Raw genomic sequence first — 16,449 nt, forward strand, 5'->3', positions numbered from 1 at the left:
CAGCAAGCCCGCCGGGCGGCGGCTGTGGCCGTCACCCGCGCCCGCTACAATCCCCTCCCAATGCACGGTCTCAATCCCCCCCAAGCTGCCGCCGTCCTCCACATCGAAGGCCCCCTGCTGGTGCTCGCCGGCGCCGGCAGTGGCAAGACACGCGTGATCGTGGAAAAGATCGCCCATCTGATCGGTTGCGGCCGCTACCCGGCCAAGCGCATCGCTGCGATCACCTTCACCAACAAGTCGGCCAAGGAAATGCGCGAGCGCGTGGCCAAGCGCCTGCGCGAGCAGGATGCCGACGAGGTGACCATCTGCACCTTCCATGCGCTGGGCCTGAAGTTCCTGCAGATCGAACATGCCGCCGTCGGCCTCAAGCGCGGATTCTCGATCTTCGATGCCGACGATGCCGCAGCGCAGATCAAGGACCTGATGTACGGCGCCAAGCCCGACGACATCGAGGACATGAAGAACCTGGTGTCGCGCGCCAAGAACGCCGGCCTGTCGCCGGAACAGGCGATGGCCGCTGCGCGCAGCAACCGCGAGAAGGAAGCCGCCGGCATCTACGAGCGCTACCAGTTGCGCCTGAGTGCTTTCAACGCAGTGGACTTCGACGACCTGATCCGCCTGCCGGTGCAGATCCTGGAAGAGAACCCGGACATCGCGCTGGCCTGGCGCGAGCGCATCGGCTACCTGCTGGTCGACGAATGCCAGGACACCAACGATGCGCAGTACCGCCTGCTCAAGCAACTGGCCGGTGACAAGGGCAACTTCACCTGCGTGGGTGATGACGACCAGTCGATCTACGCGTGGCGCGGCGCCAACCCGGAAAACCTGCAGCAGATGGGGCGCGATTACCCCGCACTGGAAATCATCAAGCTGGAGCAGAACTATCGCTGCTCCAACCGCGTGCTGCGCGCGGCCAACGCGCTGATCGCCAACAATCCGCACGAACACCTGAAGAAGCTGTGGAGCGATCAGGCTGATGGCGAGCGCATCCGCGTATGGGAGTGCCGCAACAGCGAACACGAGGCCGAAAAGGTTGCCGCCGAGATCGCGTTCGTGGCGCAGACGCGCAACGTGCCGTGGAGCGATTTCTGCATCCTGTTCCGCGGCAACTTCCAGTCGCGTCCGCTGGAAAAGGCGATGCAGCTGCTGCGCATCCCCTACCACCTGACCGGTGGCACGATGTTCCTGGAGCGCCAGGAAGTGAAGGACACGCTGGCGTGGCTGCGGTTGCTGGTGAACCCGGACGACGACACCGCATTCCTGCGTGCGGTGCAGTCGCCCAAGCGCGAGGTCGGCGCCGGCACGCTGGCCAAGCTGGCCGAACTGGCCCAGGAAAAGGACATGCCGATGGCGCAGGCGGCTGAGGCCATCGGCGCGCTGCAGCAGCTGCCACCGCGCGCGGCCAACAGCCTGGCGCGCTTCACCGACATCCTGCGTGACCTGCGCGCGCAGACGCGGCAGATCAGCTCCGGTGACATGATCCGCAAGGTCGCCAAGGAATCGGGCCTGCTCAGCGAACTGCGGCAGCAGGCCAAGGAAGAAGCCAGCTACCAGCGGCGTGCCAACAACATCGAAGAACTGGCGCAGTGGTTCGAGGGCGGCCCGCGTGGCGCCACCGCGGCCGATCTGGCCGGCCAGCTGGCGCTGTTGTCGCGCAGCGACAAGGACGAGGGTGGCAACCAGGTGCGGATGATGACCATGCACGCTTCCAAGGGCCTGGAATTTCCGTACGTGTTCATCGTTGGCTGCGAGGATGGCGTGCTCCCGCACCAGGTCAGCCTGGACGAGGGCAACCTGCAGGAAGAGCGGCGCCTGCTGTACGTGGGCATCACCCGCGCCAAGATCCAGCTGTGGATGAGCTACAGCAAGCTGACCCGCAAGTTCGGTGAGCATGTGCGGCTGAAACCGAGCCGGTTCTTCGAGGAGATACCGGCCGAGGAGATCCAGCGCGATGGCGCGGATCCGGTGGCCGATGCGGCGCGGAAGAAGGAGCGCGCGACGGCGGGGTTGGCGGCGATCGAGGCGCTGTTCGATTGAGGATCGAAAAGCCACTAAAGTGGTATTCCAATCCGTCCGATTGACGCTTCTGGCCTTGAGCCTGCATCGGGTTAAGGCCTAGTGTGAGCGCACCCGAAGTGCGCGCCGTGTCCTTCATCGTGTCCAACGACATCCCTCCTGTTCTCACCCGTACCTTCCTCGGGCTGGGCGTGGTCCTGCTTGTTTCAGCGCTTCTGGCCTACGTTGGTGCCAGGCGCTTCCTCGATGCGGCGGTCATTGCCGATGGCAGGATCACCCATGTGGCTGCCAGCGTTGATCGCGGTGGTTCGCGCACTTCAGGGGTGAAGTTCCTGTACTGGGTGGACTTCACTACCAGCAGCGGGCAAGTGATGCGGTTCTTCGCAGGTCGTACCAGCCGTCGTGCCTACATGACGGGCGATCATGTAGATGTGCTGTACCTGCCGGACCGCCCGGACAAGGCCCTGGTGCGTTCGCTCTCATCACCCTGGGGCCTGGGCGTCATACTGGGATTGGGCGGCGGCCTATTCCTGCTGGCGGTGGGACTTATGCACCTGCCGCAGGCGGCGAGGGCATGGCGGCGCAGGCAGCTCCTTCGCCACGGGACACGGGTGCAAGCCAAGGTCCGGGCGATCAAGCGCGATCGCGGAGTATTTTCGGGGGGAAGGCATCCGTTCGTCATCGTCTGCGCCTGGCGCGATCCTGAAACCACTCGATGGCATGTCTTCCACAGTGCGTATCTCTGGGCCGATCCTCGTGCACAGGTGAGTGGGCGTGAACTGGATGTCCATGTCATGCCGGGCAATCCGCGCTACTACCATGTCGATACCTCCTTCATTCGATCAGCGCCGGCACCTGCACGCTGATCGATCAACCCGGCAGCACCATGCCCACCCTCCTCAGATGTTTTTTGCTGTTTTTCTTTGCCGTGGGCCTGCTGATCCTTCTGGCCGCCGCCTGGCTGTTCGTGGACGTCCAGCGTTTCGCGCGCAAGGCCGTTTCCGTAACCGGAACGGTGGTGGCCGTCCAGGCAGAGGATGCCCGGTCGGAAATGGAGGGGATGCCCGCACGTGACATCACCCTGCATCGCCCGGTGGTGAGGTTCCAGACCGCACAGGGGCAGATGATTCAGTTCACCGCGTCCTTTGCTACCGGGGCACCACTGTACGTGGTCGGCGAACAGGTACAGGTGCTGTATCCCGGCGGCATGCCTTCCAAGGCTCGTATCCAGCACCCGGGATTGCGCTGGGGCGCACCGCTGCTGTTGGCGCTGATGGGCATGGGGTTCTGCCTGATCGCCGCATGCGTCCATCGCCTGTGCGTGCGCTACTGGCCGATCCTGTTCGGCCCGCGTGACGGGGCATGTGGCTAGGCTGAGCATCGTAGTGGCCCACTTGGCCTGAGCGTGCTGCACGGCGGGCGCTGGCGTTGCAGAATCGAGGTATTCCTTCCGGAGCCCACCCATGCATCCCATCGAAAGCGAACGCCTGCGGCTGCGCCGCCTGGAACCAGACCGGGATGCTGCGCCGATGCTGGCACTGCTCAACGATCCAGGCTTCCTGCGTTTCATCGGTGATCGCAACGTGCGCAGCGAGGAGCAGGCGCGGGACTACATCGCGCTGCGGGTGTTGCACAGTTATGCGTTGAATGGCTTCGGCATGTACGCGATCGAGCGCCTGGCCGATGGCGCGTGGCTGGGCAACGCCGGCCTGGTGCGGCGTGATGGCCTGCCGGGGCCGGATATCGGCTATGCGGTGCTGTCGGAGTTCGCGGGGCAGGGCTATGCCAGCGAGGCGGCGCGGGCGGTGTTCACGCATGCGCGCTCGCAGCTGGACATCGAGGATCTGTACGGCATCACCGATCTGGACAACGTGGCCTCCGGGCGCATCCTGCTGGGGCTGGGCATGCACGAACGCGGCGTGATCCAGTTGCCGAACGTGGACAGCGCGAGCCGGTTGTACGCCACGCCGGGGGCGGCGGCGGTTCAACAGCCAGCATGAGCCGGTGGGGTATGGTGCAGGTCTGTTTTCCTGCACGGATGCTTCGATGCTGATCAACGCGTATTCCACCCTCGGCCCGGTGCTGGCACCGCCACCACAGGCCGACAGTGCTTCCGTCCGTGGTCTTGATGACCCCGCACTGGCCCCGCACCTGGGCGGCTTCGTCAACTACGTGCTGGGCCATGGCGACGGGCAGATGACTGCCGCGCGCTATCACCTGATGCGGCACGTGCAGCGCGTGCGCCAGCACTATCTGTTCGAGCTGGCCGAGGCTGATCTGGAGGCGCTGCAGCCTTGGCTGCTGCAGGCCAATGCGGTGTGCTTCCTGGAAGATGGCAGCGTCCGCGATCCGGCCGGCAGGGTGCTGTTGGGTGAAGCGCCCAATCCGCAGGCGCAGGTGCCGTATCCCGCCGATGCCGGGCGGCGCCGTGCGCGCAGCCAACAGCAGCTGCAGGCCCACGAGCTGCGTGTCCCGCCGTCATTGCCACCTGTGCTGGGTGCGGCCGAGGCACAGCTGCGCGAGCCTGCCCAGGTCTGGGCCAGGGCACAGGCGCTGCTGGCCTGCGCGCTGCGCGCCGAGGCCCTGCAGTCCGGTGAACCACCGTTGAGCCTGGCCGAACTGGCCGAGCGTCTACCGGCGCTGCCGGAGGCCCTGAGCCCGGCCGAGGCCGCCTTCATCGAGCACGGCGACGCCGAGGCTGCCCTGCCGTTCGGCTGGCGCTACGAGAGTCTGGCCGTGCTGCTGTGGGCGCTGGGGCTGTCCGAGGCGCTGCCGTGGCCGCAGGCGACCTGCGCGGTGCCGGATGTGGTCGGCGCCCTGCTGCAGGCGGCTGACAGTGGCAGCGTCCCTGCGACCCTGCGCGATACCGCCGAGCTGCTGGATGCGCTGGATCTGCACTACCGCCTGCACTGGGCCGCACGTGAGGCCCAGCGCCAAGGTGCGCCGCTGCCGGGTGCGCTGGTGGGCGGCGTGATCTACGAGCGCCATTACGCGCTGAACTGGTTGTTCTGCTTTGAACAGGCCGACTGGGACGATGTCGATACGCCGACCTGAGTTCACATGGCATCGTGCCGGCCAGCGGCCGGCACCTACCCCTCAACCGCCGCGCAGTTCCGCCAGCTGCGCCTGCAGCTCGGCCACGGCCGCTTCCAGCTGGGCCACACGCTCGGCCAGGCCGGGGTCGGCCGCTTCGCTGCTGCCACCGCCACTGCTGGCGTACTTCGCCGCCAGCTCGGCACCGTCCACTTCACCGCACAGCAGGTGCATGTAGCGGTCTTCGCGCTGGCCGCTGGCGCGCGGCAGCACCACCAGCAGGGCACGCTGCTCCAGTCGCTCGATGGCGTGACGGGCTTCATCGGTATTGGCGAAGCGGTGCAGGCGCTCGGCACGGGTGACCAGTTCGCCAAGCGTCTGCGGCCCGCGCAGCAGCAGCAGGGCCAGCAGCACGGTCTGCTGCCGGGTCAGGTCCAGCGCGCTCTGCAGGCGGTGCTCGTAACGGTCGGCGCGCGAGGAGAAGTGCTGGCGGGCCAGGCCCAGCGTCTCCAGCTGGCGCAATGCATGCTCTACGCTGCCGGCGCTCACGTTCATCACCGGCTCGCGGGCGGTCTTCTGGTTGGCCGCCGATTGCGCTGCATTGACCGTCAGCGGGTAGGTGTCCGGGGTGGTGGCTTCCTTCTCCACCAGGCAGCCCAGCAGGCGCGCCTGTACGGCATCCAGCAGCGGAACGTCGGGGGTCTGGGCAGGGTCGGTCATGGCGGCTTCCGGAAGACAACGGGTCAACCGCCAAGCATAGCCGTCCCGGCGGCGCCTTTGCCGGTAAAATGGGCCGGTATATCTGATTGCCGGTGAATCCATGCGTCGTCCTGTGTCCCTGTCTTTGACCCTGCTCGCCACCGCGGCGCTGGGCCTGTCCGCCTGCAAGCGCGTGGAAGCGCCTGCCGAAGCCGCCTCCCCGCAAGCGCCGGCCGCTGCCGCCAAGGCCGACGGCGCCCTCGACGCTACCGCCAACGACAACCTCAATGCCGTGCTGTGGATGCAGCGGGCGCAGGAATACAAGGCGATCACCGAGCAGACCTACCGTGCCGCCGCCGACCACCTGGACGTCGCGCTGAAGGAAGCCCACTGGGATGCGCTGGTGCCGGAAGAGCGCGGCAACGAGGCCAAGGGCCTGAAGCCGGCCGTGGTGCTGGACGTGGATGAGACCGTGCTGGACAACTCGCCCTATCAGGCGCGCCTGGTGCGTGACGGCAAGGAATACGACGAACTCAGCTGGGACCAGTGGGTGGCCGAAAAGAAGGCCAAGGCCATTCCTGGCGTGGTCGATTTCGCCAAGGCGGCCAATGCCAAGGGCGTCACCCTGCTGTACATCTCCAACCGCGCCGTGCATCTGAAGGACGCGACCCTGGCCAACCTGCGCGAGCAGGGCCTGCCGGTGGCCGATGACAGCGTGTTCCTTGGCCTGGGCACCGTGGTTGAAGGGTGCGAGCAGGCCGGCAGCGAGAAGAACTGCCGCCGTCGTCTGGCCGGCCAGAAGTACCGCGTGCTGATGCAGTTCGGCGACCAGCTGGGTGACTTCGTGGAAGTGACCGCCAACACCAATGATGGCCGCGACGCGCTGCTGCAGCAGTACCACGACTGGTTCGGCGAGCGCTGGTGGATGCTGCCGAACCCGACCTACGGCGGCTTCGAGCCGGCGCAGTTCAACAACGATTACTCGCAGTCGCGCCAGGCCCGTCATGACGCCAAGCGTGCTGCGCTGGATTACGCACCGTGAGCCGCGCGCCGCTGCCGCTGCGCGATGACGAGCGTCTGATCTTCGCGCTGGACGTGCCTGACCGCGTGCAGGCACTGGAGTGGGTCGAGCGCCTTGGCGACAGCGTGGCGTTCTACAAGATCGGCATGGAACTGCTTGCCTCCGGTGAGTACTTCCAGGTGCTGGACGAGCTGGCACGCCGTGACAAGCGCGTGTTCGTCGACCTGAAGTTCTTCGACATTCCGGCCACCGCCGCAGCGGTGATCAAACGCCTGTCGCAGTGGCCGGTCAGCTACGCCACCATCCACGGTTGGCACCCGGCGATGATGGAGGCCTGCGCAGCGGCCAACAGCGGCGACATGCGGCTGCTGGCGGTGACCGTGCTGACCTCGATGGGCCGCGCGGACCTGGCGCAGATGGGCATCGACCGCGAACCGGTGGATGTGGTGGTCGAGCGCGCGCTGGCCGCCCAGGCCGCTGGCATCGACGGCGTGATCGCCTCCGGCCAGGAAGCGGGTCCGATCCGCGCCGCGACCGGCACCGGTTTCTCGATCGTATGCCCGGGCATCCGCCCCGGTGGCCCGGTCGGCGATGACCAGAAACGTACCGTGGGGGTGGCGCAGGCCTTTGCCGATGGCGCCGACGCCATCGTGGTCGGTCGTCCGATCCGCCTGGCATCGGATCCGCAGGCCGCCGCACGGGCGATCCAGCAGGAAATCGCGACGGCTCTGGCCGCGCGCTGAGCTCCGCTCCGACGGCGGCGACGCCGGCAGCGGTACCACGAACGCCATCCCGTCGAACGCGGGATGGCGTTCGCGTTTGTGTCTGTTGCCCTGACGCACCCGACCCAGCGGGAGAAATGGTGTGCCGGCGATCCAGGCGTTTATGCCCGAATCGCCGAAAAACATGCCGTAGATTTCATTGAAGGAGTCCTTTGGTGTGATGTATTCAATAAAATCAATGCGTTGAGTGATGTTTTGTCATGTGTTGCGTTAACTTTGCGGGCAGCGTAGGATCGCCGCCATCCGGTCTTCGGGCCGGACATGCGCCACAACACTGTCCACCGGCCTTGCGCCGGTTTGAAGAGTCTGCGATCCCTGTGATCCGGGCTCTTTTTTTTGTCCGCCCGGAACGGGGAGGCCCGTCGGCACGCGGCATGGATCCAGCGCGCAGCGCGGGCCATGGCAGAAACCGTGACGCCCCGGCTTGCCGCTGTCACGTCGCAGGCCGCAAGATGCGGACCGGTCCGGGGAGTCCGATTGCATGAGCGTTGTAGTGCGAGGAAGGTCTGCGCGGGGATGGGGGCTGGCGGCCATGCTGCTGCTGGCCATCACCGCATGCCGTGAATCCGGCAGCGATCCGGCCGCCGCGCCGGCCGAACCTGTCGCCGCGGTACAGGCGATGGCGCTACGGCTGGCCGAGGATGATCTGGTTGGCTACGCAAGGCTGTCGGTGCCGCCCAGCCAGTATCAGCGCCTGCAGCAGGCCTGGGCCGACGGCCACAGCCAGTGGCCGCTGACGGGGCTGCCGCTCAGCGACCAGTTGCTGCCGATGCTGGCGGCGCTGCGCGCGCCGGGCGCCAGCGTGCAGCTGCAGCGCAGTTTCGACCACCAGTTGGCCGGCCAGGCCAGTGCCGTGCGCCAGGCCGCGCAGTCGATGGGCAACTTCGGTGTGCAGTACCTGCGGCACCAGAAGGGCTACACGCCTGGCCAGCAGGCGCACTACATCCAGCTGGTGCAGACCCTGGCGGCGTGGGCCCAGGACGCGCCCATCAGCGACCGTGCCAGAGCCCGCAGCGGCATCGCCGCCCTTGTTGATGCCGCCACCAAGGTCGGTTTCCAGGACGAAGCCGGCCTGCAGGCCGCGGGCATGGAAGGCAGCCTGCAGCAGCTGTCACCGTTCATCCACACGGTGAAGGCTGTGCTGGCCAGCTATGGCCTGGGCGTGGATGAGGCCCTGCGCAGCGTGCATGGCGAACTGTTGTCGGTGGAAGGTGACAATGCCCTGGTGCGCCTGCAGTACGAGCTCGCCGGCCGCGCGATGACCGTGCAGGTGCCGCTGAGCCGGCGCGAGGGCCACTGGTACCTGACCCGCACCCTGGCCGATACCGACGCCCTGCTGCGCCAGGCCGATGCGGCGCGCGCCGCCGCCGCTACGGACCCTGTGGCCCCCCCGACAACCGATGGGGAAGCGGCAACGCCATCGGCTAAGCCATAATGACGTCGATGTCGAAACAGAACCCGCTGCCGTTCCCCGGCGAAGAATCCCAGCCGACGCCCGCCGACACGGCGCCGGCGTCCCCCTCGACCGACGCCGGCACGCCGCCGGCGGCGACGCCCGTGCACGCGCGTCCTGCCGGCCGCCGCCCCTTGTGGGCGCGCCTGCTGGGGCGCCTGGTGGAGCCCTGGCTGTCGCTGAAGATCGAGCCGGAAGACCCTGGCCAGTACAACGATGGCCGCCCGGTCATGTACGTGCTGGAAGACTACGGTCTGTCCAACGCGCTGATCCTGGACAAGGCCTGCCGCCAGGCCGGGCTGCCGTCGCCGCTGGTGCCGTTGGCCGGTGATCCCACCGGCCGCAAGCGCGCTTACCTGGCCCTGTCGCGCCGAAGCTCCAGCAATTCGCTGATTCCCGAGCAGCGCGGCGCCAAGACCCATTCCGACTCGCTGGCCAAGGTGCTGCAGGCCCATCGCGTGCGCGATGACCTGGATGTGCACCTGGTCCCGGTATCGATCTTCGTCGGCCGCGCGCCGGACAAGCAGAGTGGCTGGTTCGCCGTACTGTTCTCGGAAAACTGGGCACTGGTCGGCCGCTTCCGCCGCCTGCTGGGCCTGCTGTTGAACGGGCGCAGCACCATCGTGCGCTTCGCCCCGCCCATCTCGCTGCGCTCGACCATCGACGAGGGCCTGGAGCCCGAGCGCACGGTGCGCAAGCTGCAGCGCGTTCTGCGTACCCATTTCCGCCGCATCCGTGAGTCGGTGATTGGTCCTGACCTGTCGACCCGGCGCCTGCTGGTGGACCAGGTGCTGGCAGCCGAGACGGTGCGCGAGGCGATTGCCTCCCAAGCCAAACGCGACAACAGTAAAACCAGCGATGCCTGGAAGAAGGCGCATGCCTACGCCTGGGAAATCGCTGCGGACTATTCCAGTCCGGTGGTGCGTTCGGCCAGCTTCATGCTCAGCCACGTGTGGAACCGCATCTACGCCGGCGTGCTGGTGCACCACCTGGACAAGTTCAAGGCTGCCGCGCCGGGCCACGAAGTGGTGTACGTGCCCAGCCACCGCAGCCACATGGACTACCTGCTGCTGTCCTACCTGCTGTACGACCGTGGCATCGTGCCGCCGCACATCGTGGCCGGCATCAACCTGAACCTGCCGGTGGTCGGCACCTTGCTGCGCAAGGGCGGTGCGTTCTTCATCCGCCGCTCGATCCGGGGCAACGCGCTGTATTCGGCGGTGCTCAGCGAGTACGTCGCGCAGCTGGTGGCCGGCGGTTACTCCATCGAGTACTTCGTAGAGGGTGGGCGCTCGCGTACCGGCCGGCTGCTGCAGCCCAAGGGCGGCATGATCTCGATGACCCTGCGCGCGTTCCTGCGTCAGCCGCGCAAGCCGGTGCTGTTCCAGCCCATCTACATCGGCTACGAGAAGCTGATGGAAGGCGGCAGCTACCTGGATGAACTGTCCGGGCGGCCGAAGGAGAAGGAGTCGATCTGGCAGCTGCTGTGGGGCATCCCCAAGGTGCTCAAGCAGAACTACGGCCAGGTGGTGGTGAACTTTGGCGAACCGATCGCGCTGAACGACGTGCTGGCCGAGAAGGCCCCGGAGTGGGGTGGCGAGGCGGTGTCCGAGGACGAGAAGCCCTCGTGGCTGTCGACCACCGTCGACACCCTGGCCGAGCGCATCCAGGTGCGCATCAACGGCGCCGCCGACGTCAATCCGATCAACCTGCTGGCGCTGGCCCTGCTGTCTACGCCCAAGCATGCGATGGGCGAAGCGGACCTGATCGCGCAGATCGAGCTGTGCAAGACCCTGCTGGTGGAGATGCCGTACTCGGGCCGGGTGACGGTGACCCCGCACTCGCCGGAGCGCATCATCGCCCACGCTGAAGAGATCAACGTTCTTACCCGCATCAAGCACCCGCTGGGCGACGTGCTCAGTGTCAGCGGCGATACCGCGGTGCTGCTGAGCTACTTCCGCAACAACGTGGTGCACCTGTTCACCGCGTCGTCGTGGGTGGCCTGCTGCTTCCAGAACAACCGCCGCATGAGCCGCACCGGCCTGGTGCAGCTGGGCCGCACGGTGTACCCGTTCCTGCAGGCCGAGCTGTTCCTGCCGTGGACCGAGGACGAGTTCGCCCAGCGCATCGACCAGACCATCGACGTGTTCGTGCGTGAGGGCCTGCTGCAGAACGTCAACGAAGACGACGGCGGCATCCTCGCCCGCAACACCGGGCAGACCGACGAGGTGTTCCGCCTGCGCGCGATCGGTCATTCGCTGCAGCAGGCGTTCGAGCGGTATTACATCGCCATTTCGGTGCTGGTGAAGAATGGCCCGGGCACGCTGGGTACCGCCGAGCTGGAAAGCCTGTGCCAGCAGGCCGCGCAGCGCCTGAGCCTGCTCTACGCGCCCGCCGCGCCGGAGTTTTTCGACAAGTCGCTGTTCCGCGGGTTCATCCAGAAGCTGCGCGAGCTGCGCCTGGTGTGGCCGGATGAAAACAGCAAACTGGTGTTCGATGAGCGCCTGGATGCCTGGGCCAAGGATGCCAAGTTCATCCTTGGCCGCGAACTGCGCCACACCATCGAACGGGTCAGCCCGGAAGCGGCGCGCCCGGACGAACCGGCACCGCAGGATTGAACCTGCGGCGCCTGCCGGGCCTGGCCGCGTTGATCGCGGCCGCAGGCTTGGCGGTGGGTTCGGTGCAGGCTGCAGAAGCCTGCGTGGACGACACCCTGCCCGGGCGACTGGCCGATGCGCCGGTGCGCCTGTGCATCGAGGCAAAGGCTGGGCAACCGGCGCACTACCGCCTGTGGCTGGCCGGCGACGTGCGCATCAGCGGTGATGAACCCGCCGTTCTGCGGGGTCTTGCCGGTGACTGGTACGGTCATCCACTGGGGCTGTGCTGTACCGGTGCCGGCAATGTGCGCCGCTGCGACCTGAGCGTGGACGGCGAAGCGGCCTGGAGTGCGGAGCTGGTGCTGCCGCGTTGATGCGGGGCCCCATCCACGCATGGCGTGGATCTACTTGAGACGTCCCAGCTTGCCATCCACGCATGGCGTGGATCTACCGGGCGCCGGGCGTGGGGCTGCAGTAGATCCACGCCATGCGTGGATGGGCCACCGGTTACGCCGGCTCGTCCGGAATCTGCAGGCTTTCCAGCCGGGTGATGCAGTCCTTCAACTGCAACTTGCGCCTCTTCAGGCGCTTGAACTCCAGCTCATCCTCGCCATTGGCGGCCATGCGCGTGATCTGTTCATCCAGCGAGCGGTGCTCGGCGCGCAGGGCGACGAGGTGTTCGACGATTTCGGCGGGGCTGTAGGTGTCCACGGTCTCCGAGCATACACAGCGACGATGACTGCCGGGAGAGGGGAATCCCGACCCCGGGTCCGGGCTGCCGCAAGCCGGTAGAATGGACCCATGTCCGCCGTGATCTCCCTGTCCGATCCCCCGCAGCGCATTTCGCGCGATCTGCGCGTGGCCGGGCCCGGGGCGGACAAGCTGGGCAAGCGCCTGCGCCGCCAGGTCGGCCAGGCCATTGCCGACTTCGGCATGATCGAAGCGGGCGACAAGGTCATGGTCTGCCTGTCCGGTGGCAAGGACAGCTACACCCTGCTGGACCTGCTGCTGCAGCTGCAGAAAAAGGCGCCGGTACCGTTCGAACTGGTTGCGGTGAACCTGGACCAGAAACAGCCCGGTTTCCCCGAGCACGTCCTGCCGGAGTACCTGGCCAGGCTGGGAGTTCCGTACCAGATCATCGAGCAGGACACGTATTCGGTGGTCAGCCGGGTCATCCCGGAGGGCCGGACGATGTGTTCGCTGTGCTCGCGCCTGCGCCGTGGCGCGCTGTACAACCACGCCAAGGTGCACGGCTTCAGCAAGATTGCCCTGGGCCACCATTGCGATGACATGGTGGCTACGTTTTTCCTGAACCTGTTCCACCATGCCAAGCTGGCCGCCATGCCACCGAAGCTGCTCAGCGATGATGGCCAGCACGTGGTGATCCGCCCGCTGGCGTACGTGCGTGAGCACGACATCGCGCAGTACGCCCAGGCTCGCGATTTCCCGATCATTCCCTGCACTCTTTGTGGCAGCCAGGACAACCTGCAGCGTCGGCAGGTGGGCCTGATGCTCAAGCAGTGGGACCAGGACCACCCGGGGCGCATCGAACAGATCGCACGTGCGATGGCCGATGTGCGGCCTGCGCAGCTGGCCGATGCCACCCTGTTCGATTTCATGGCCCTGGGCGGCCGTGGCGATGCGGCGCATGCCGATGCCTGGCTGGCCGACGCAGTTCCCGAGACGCCTGCCGTTTAAGGTCGGGCGCCCTTCTTCTTCAGACACCGGAATTCCATGTTCTTTCGCAACCTGACGTTCTTCCGCTTCCCGACCACCACTGATTTTTCCGAAGTCGACACCCTGCTGCCGCACGCCCTGCTCAAGCCGGTTGGCGCGCTGGAAATGAACTCGCGTGGATTCATCTCGCCGTTCGGCCGCGAAGAGAAGGAAGCGCTCTCGCACCGCATTGCCGAACACCTGTGGCTGACCGTCGGTGGCGAGGACAAGATCCTGCCCGGTGCGGTGGTCAACGACCTGCTCGAGCGCAAGCTGGAAGAGATCGAGGAGAAGGAAGGCCGCCGCCCCGGTGGCCGCGAGCGCAAGCGCATGAAGGACGACCTGCTGCATGAGCTGCTACCGCGCGCCTTCGTGAAGTCCTCGCGCAACGACGCCTTCATCGACCAGCTGCACGGCTACGTGGTGGTGGATACCTCCAGCCGCAAGACCGGCGAATACTTCATGTCCGACATCCGTGGCCTGCTTGGCAGCTTCCCGGCCATGCCGCTGAACGCCGAAGTCGCGCCGCGCTCGATCCTGACCGGCTGGATCGCCGGCGAGCCCCTGCCCACCGGTTTCAGCCTGGGCGAAGAGTGCGAGATGAAGGACCCGGTGGAAGGCGGCGCGGTGGTCAAGTGCCAGCACCAGGAACTGCGCTGCGACGAGATCGACAAGCACCTCGATGCCGGCAAGCAGGTGACCAAGCTGGCCCTGGTGTTCGAGGACAACCTGTCCTTCGTGCTGGGCGACGACCTGATCGTGCGCAAGCTGAAGTTCCTGGACGGTGCGCTGGACCAGCTGGAGCACGCGGACGAAGACGGCCGCCGTGCCGAGTTCGACGCCCGCTTCGCCCTGCAGAGCGCGGAGATCCGCCGCCTGTTCCTGCTGCTTGAAGAAGCCTTCAAGCTCAGCAAGGCTGACTGAACAGGCATGCCGTCGGCCGCCGGTCATCCGGCGGCCCCGCACGGCGCTATGCTGGGACCATGAGCCGTCTGCTGCGCCGCCTGATCTCGCCGGTCCCTGCCGCCACCGTACAGCGCGACACCGTTCGCCTGCGGCTGGAGGATGTCGAGATCGAGGTGCTGCGCGTGCGTGATCCGCGTGCGCGCCGGATCAAGCTCAGCGTCGATGAGCGCGGCGCGCGGCTGACATTGCCACCGCGTGCCAGCCTGGTGATGGGCGAACGTTTCCTCGAACAGCACCGCGAGTGGCTGGGCCTGCAGCTGCGTCTTTACCAGGGGCATGGCCTGCCTGAAGCGTTGCAGCCCGGCGTCGACGGTATGCTGCCGCTGCGCGGCGAGCTGTTGCCGCTGCGCTGGCAGGAAGGCCGCTACGCACGGTTGGAAATCGACGAGCACGGCGCCTGCGTGCAATGGCCGAGCCGGGGCGGTGATGCGACGTTGCGCCGCCTGCTGCGCGAGTTCTACGAAGCACAGACCCGCGCCGATGTCGGCCGCTGGTTGCCGAAGTACCTGCCCGGCCTGCCGCGCGCACCCAGCCGCCTGCGACTGAAGGTGATGTCCTCGCAATGGGGCTCGCTGGCCCCGGACGGCAGCATGGCGCTGGACCTGGCCTTGGTGCTGGGCCGCCCCGCCGCCTTCGAATACGTGCTGGTGCACGAACTCTGCCACCTGATCCAGGCCAACCACTCGCCCGCCTTCTGGCACGAAGTGGAACAGCGCTTCCCCGACTGGCGCGAACAGCGCGACTACTTCCAGCTGGAAGGCCGCAGACTGAAGGCGATGCTGCGGCAGCTGTTGTAGAGCCGAGCCGATGCTCGGCCGACCCGCGCAGTGCGGATATTCATCCCTCGCGACCAAGAGCAGCCGAGCATGGTTCGGCTCTACAAAAGCGCGCGCAGCGCGCGACCCGCTCCTGCTCTTCTTTTTCTCTTCCGTGGTGGGCACATCGGAAACTGTCCGTGGCCGGGCGGGGTGGGTTGCGCAGGGGCGTGAGCCGCATGGGTCCGAGGCACGCCTCGGGCGGGTTGGGCAGGACGCCCAACCCCGGTCTTGCCGTGTGCGCAGGAAAGCGCACACGAGCAAGCGGCGACCGAGCTTACAGGGACGTACTTGCAGCGACCCCTGCGCAATCCACCCCGTCCGGCCAAGCACGGCATTGCCTTCGGATACTCCCCACCACGAGGGGCTCAGCCGTTGGCCGAAAACCTCATCGACCCACGCGCAATGCCGCCGCCTTCGCCCACCGCGCCGCCACCCGCGGAGCGGTGATGCACACCGCCTGATCGGTCACCGTCGTCACCGCCCGTTCCAGCAGCTGGATGTCCGCTTCGTGCTGGCGCGCCACATGCGGATCCTCGAAGAAGATCGCACGCTGGCAACGACCTTCCAGCACGCGGTCGGCAATCTGCGCATCGCCGCCCATCGGGCCGCTCTGGTAACGCGTCACCCACGCCGTATCCGCTGGCCAGCCGCGGCTCCAGGCCAACTCGTTCAAGCGCTGGCCGGTGGTGCCGGTGGCCACGCGTTCGCCGAAGCGCGCCAGTACGTCGAAGTGTTCGTCGGCGAACGCCAGCATCGCCGGCTTCATCGCATCGTGCGCGATCAACGCCAGCGTCTGCCCTTCGAACGCATGCAGGTCGTTGGCCCCCGCATCGGCAGTCAAGCCGGCATGGATGCGCTCCACCTCGATCCAGTCGCGGGCGGTGGCCACGGTGGAAATGAAGGGCTTGCCGTGGATCACGCACTGGCGTTTGAGCGCGGTCGCCTCGGGGAACACCGAGGAAGGATCCACCGGATCCATCAGATAGACCGCACCGTCCAGCGTGCGCTCGGCGCCCATGCCCACCACTTCGGCCACCAGCTTCATCAATCCGCCTTCGCGGCCGTACGGATAGCGCTGCAGACCGTCGTAACCGGCAAGGAATCCGTTGCGATGGATCGCGTCATGGGTACGGCCGACCGCGCACAGTGTCACGCCCAGTTCGCGCAGCCCGGGTTCGCTGGCGCGCAGCCAGCGGAACAGTGCCGCGCGCGCGTCGTTGTGATGGAGACGGTTGGCGGCCAGGCCGATGCGCATCGAAAGCTCCGGGATCGGTAGAAGCGGCAGTGTATGTCGCTATTGGCTGTTTCGGAGAGTTTTACAAATTTCCTCATTGTTGCTGGGAAGGGT

16 protein-coding genes are annotated in these 16,449 nt (G+C 66.7%); 13 read left to right on the plus strand and 3 right to left on the minus strand.

The features are described from left to right. The first annotated feature begins 60 nt into the window (after positions 1-60). The 5 genes from HUT07_RS00335 (at position 61) to HUT07_RS00355 (ending at position 5,070) form a co-directional block, all read left to right on the plus strand. Positions 61-2,037, plus strand: a complete 1,977-nt coding sequence (locus HUT07_RS00335; protein WP_176019222.1) for a UvrD-helicase domain-containing protein — start codon at positions 61-63, stop codon at positions 2,035-2,037. A gap of 107 nt (positions 2,038-2,144) precedes the next feature. After that, positions 2,145-2,882: a DUF3592 domain-containing protein gene (locus tag HUT07_RS00340; protein ID WP_176019223.1), complete on the plus strand. Its 738-nt coding sequence runs from the start codon at positions 2,145-2,147 to the stop codon at positions 2,880-2,882. Positions 2,883-2,902: 20 nt separating this feature from the next. Beyond that, a complete protein-coding gene (locus HUT07_RS00345; RefSeq protein ID WP_106551157.1) occupies positions 2,903-3,388 on the plus strand; it encodes a DUF3592 domain-containing protein in 486 nt (161 codons plus the stop codon). A 91-nt stretch (positions 3,389-3,479) separates the two neighbouring features. Then, positions 3,480-4,016 (plus strand): GNAT family N-acetyltransferase, encoded by a 537-nt coding sequence (locus HUT07_RS00350; protein WP_176019224.1) that lies wholly within the window; start codon positions 3,480-3,482, stop codon positions 4,014-4,016. A 46-nt stretch (positions 4,017-4,062) separates the two neighbouring features. Continuing rightward, entirely contained in the window at positions 4,063-5,070 is a 1,008-nt protein-coding gene (locus HUT07_RS00355; protein ID WP_176019225.1) for a DUF4272 domain-containing protein, read from the plus strand. A 42-nt stretch (positions 5,071-5,112) separates the two neighbouring features. Here HUT07_RS00355 and HUT07_RS00360 read toward each other — a convergent pair whose 3' ends face one another. After that, complete coding sequence (locus HUT07_RS00360; protein ID WP_176019226.1) at positions 5,113-5,769, minus strand: DUF480 domain-containing protein; 657 nt, start codon at positions 5,767-5,769, stop codon at positions 5,113-5,115. A 100-nt stretch (positions 5,770-5,869) separates the two neighbouring features. On the opposite strand from HUT07_RS00360, the gene HUT07_RS00365 reads away from it, so the two are divergent. The 5 genes from HUT07_RS00365 (at position 5,870) to HUT07_RS00385 (ending at position 11,975) form a co-directional block, all read left to right on the plus strand. Further along, positions 5,870-6,790 carry a 5'-nucleotidase, lipoprotein e(P4) family gene (locus HUT07_RS00365; protein WP_176019227.1) on the plus strand — a complete coding sequence of 307 codons (921 nt, stop codon included), beginning with the start codon at positions 5,870-5,872 and terminating at the stop codon, positions 6,788-6,790. Beyond that, positions 6,787-7,512: an orotidine-5'-phosphate decarboxylase gene (gene pyrF / locus HUT07_RS00370; protein WP_176019228.1), complete on the plus strand. Its 726-nt coding sequence runs from the start codon at positions 6,787-6,789 to the stop codon at positions 7,510-7,512. Before HUT07_RS00365 ends, pyrF begins: the two co-directional genes overlap by 4 nt. 520 nt (positions 7,513-8,032) lie before the next feature. Then, entirely contained in the window at positions 8,033-8,986 is a 954-nt protein-coding gene (locus HUT07_RS00375) for a hypothetical protein (protein ID WP_176019229.1), read from the plus strand. Then, on the plus strand, positions 8,986-11,622 hold the full coding sequence (gene plsB / locus HUT07_RS00380; protein WP_176019230.1) for a glycerol-3-phosphate 1-O-acyltransferase PlsB: 2,637 nt from the start codon (positions 8,986-8,988) through the stop codon (positions 11,620-11,622). The genes HUT07_RS00375 and plsB overlap by 1 nt, the downstream gene beginning before the upstream one ends. Further along, the gene (locus HUT07_RS00385; protein ID WP_176019231.1) at positions 11,619-11,975 is read left to right on the plus strand and encodes a hypothetical protein; all 357 of its coding nucleotides are present in this window, start codon (positions 11,619-11,621) and stop codon (positions 11,973-11,975) included. The genes plsB and HUT07_RS00385 overlap by 4 nt, the downstream gene beginning before the upstream one ends. 133 nt (positions 11,976-12,108) lie before the next feature. Here HUT07_RS00385 and HUT07_RS00390 read toward each other — a convergent pair whose 3' ends face one another. Continuing rightward, positions 12,109-12,312 carry a YdcH family protein gene (locus tag HUT07_RS00390; RefSeq protein ID WP_176019232.1) on the minus strand — a complete coding sequence of 68 codons (204 nt, stop codon included), beginning with the start codon at positions 12,310-12,312 and terminating at the stop codon, positions 12,109-12,111. A 90-nt stretch (positions 12,313-12,402) separates the two neighbouring features. Here HUT07_RS00390 and ttcA point away from each other — a divergent pair, with 90 nt between their 5' ends. The 3 genes from ttcA to HUT07_RS00405 are packed head-to-tail and all read left to right on the plus strand — an operon-like array spanning position 12,403 to position 15,080. Continuing rightward, positions 12,403-13,299 carry a tRNA 2-thiocytidine(32) synthetase TtcA gene (gene ttcA, locus HUT07_RS00395; protein WP_176019233.1) on the plus strand — a complete coding sequence of 299 codons (897 nt, stop codon included), beginning with the start codon at positions 12,403-12,405 and terminating at the stop codon, positions 13,297-13,299. A gap of 36 nt (positions 13,300-13,335) precedes the next feature. Beyond that, positions 13,336-14,241 (plus strand): recombination-associated protein RdgC, encoded by a 906-nt coding sequence (locus HUT07_RS00400; protein WP_108266007.1) that lies wholly within the window; start codon positions 13,336-13,338, stop codon positions 14,239-14,241. A gap of 59 nt (positions 14,242-14,300) precedes the next feature. Further along, the gene (locus tag HUT07_RS00405; protein WP_176019234.1) at positions 14,301-15,080 is read left to right on the plus strand and encodes a SprT family zinc-dependent metalloprotease; all 780 of its coding nucleotides are present in this window, start codon (positions 14,301-14,303) and stop codon (positions 15,078-15,080) included. 406 nt (positions 15,081-15,486) lie between these two features. On the opposite strand, the gene HUT07_RS00410 is transcribed toward HUT07_RS00405, so the two are convergent. Next, positions 15,487-16,356: a methylglyoxal synthase gene (locus tag HUT07_RS00410; protein ID WP_176019235.1), complete on the minus strand. Its 870-nt coding sequence runs from the start codon at positions 16,354-16,356 to the stop codon at positions 15,487-15,489. Positions 16,357-16,449: the final 93 nt, after the last annotated feature.

The organism is Stenotrophomonas sp. NA06056 (genome assembly GCF_013364355.1).
GTDB lineage: Bacteria > Pseudomonadota > Gammaproteobacteria > Xanthomonadales > Xanthomonadaceae > Stenotrophomonas.

Excerpts from the sequence above, each read along its gene's own strand:
- HUT07_RS00335 (WP_176019222.1), top strand. The coding sequence starts at position 61 with ATGCACGGTCTCAATCCCCCCCAAGCTGCCGCCGTCCTCCACATCGAA.
- HUT07_RS00345 (WP_106551157.1), top strand. The coding sequence starts at position 2,903 with ATGCCCACCCTCCTCAGATGTTTTTTGCTGTTTTTCTTTGCCGTGGGC.
- HUT07_RS00350 (WP_176019224.1), top strand. The coding sequence starts at position 3,480 with ATGCATCCCATCGAAAGCGAACGCCTGCGGCTGCGCCGCCTGGAACCA.
- HUT07_RS00355 (WP_176019225.1), top strand. The coding sequence starts at position 4,063 with ATGCTGATCAACGCGTATTCCACCCTCGGCCCGGTGCTGGCACCGCCA.
- HUT07_RS00360 (WP_176019226.1), bottom strand. The coding sequence starts at position 5,769 with ATGACCGACCCTGCCCAGACCCCCGACGTTCCGCTGCTGGATGCCGTA.
- HUT07_RS00365 (WP_176019227.1), top strand. The coding sequence starts at position 5,870 with ATGCGTCGTCCTGTGTCCCTGTCTTTGACCCTGCTCGCCACCGCGGCG.
- HUT07_RS00375 (WP_176019229.1), top strand. The coding sequence starts at position 8,033 with ATGAGCGTTGTAGTGCGAGGAAGGTCTGCGCGGGGATGGGGGCTGGCG.
- plsB (WP_176019230.1), top strand. The coding sequence starts at position 8,986 with ATGACGTCGATGTCGAAACAGAACCCGCTGCCGTTCCCCGGCGAAGAA.
- ttcA (WP_176019233.1), top strand. The coding sequence starts at position 12,403 with ATGTCCGCCGTGATCTCCCTGTCCGATCCCCCGCAGCGCATTTCGCGC.
- HUT07_RS00400 (WP_108266007.1), top strand. The coding sequence starts at position 13,336 with ATGTTCTTTCGCAACCTGACGTTCTTCCGCTTCCCGACCACCACTGAT.
- HUT07_RS00405 (WP_176019234.1), top strand. The coding sequence starts at position 14,301 with ATGAGCCGTCTGCTGCGCCGCCTGATCTCGCCGGTCCCTGCCGCCACC.
- HUT07_RS00410 (WP_176019235.1), bottom strand. The coding sequence starts at position 16,356 with ATGCGCATCGGCCTGGCCGCCAACCGTCTCCATCACAACGACGCGCGC.